The sequence below is a fragment of the Vibrio sp. OPT46 genome, assembly GCF_015163535.1.
Taxonomy (GTDB): domain Bacteria; phylum Pseudomonadota; class Gammaproteobacteria; order Enterobacterales; family Vibrionaceae; genus Vibrio; species Vibrio alginolyticus.
Map to the genome: position 1 here is coordinate 1 of NZ_JADDYG010000279.1, position 398 is coordinate 398.

The 398-nt window shown below is 39.9% G+C and carries 1 protein-coding gene; it reads left to right on the forward strand.

Going from position 1 to position 398, the window contains the following annotated elements; all coding sequences use genetic code 11:
* Positions 1-201: 201 nt before the first annotated feature.
* Positions 202-398, forward strand: a 197-nt coding sequence (locus tag IQR33_RS12680) for a response regulator (protein ID WP_193843744.1), incomplete at its 3' end; no start/stop codon positions are given.

Sequence of the window (398 nt, forward strand, 5' to 3'; positions counted from 1 at the left end):
CAAGATGACCAAAGTGAATGAGTTTGTTGAACTTCTGCTCACAGGCCATGATTAGATAGGGTAACGTCCAGTCTAACTGCTTTATGCAATGGATTCCGTGATATTCAAACAAAAATATAGCACTTAATTATGAGTCGAATGCAACAACTCTATGAGTATGGTATATGTTTAATAAAGACATAATTAAAAATGGAACGCGTTATGCAACCGACAGGGACATCGATGCGAATCCTTCTGGTTGACGATGTTCAGCTAGACAGGATGCAGTTGGCTATTCGTCTAAAGCAACTTGGACATATTGTAAAAGCCGTAGGTAGTGGACTAGAGGCGTTAAATACCTACGAGAGTTTTGATCCGGAACTGGTGTTACTCGATATATCAATGCCAGATATGAACGG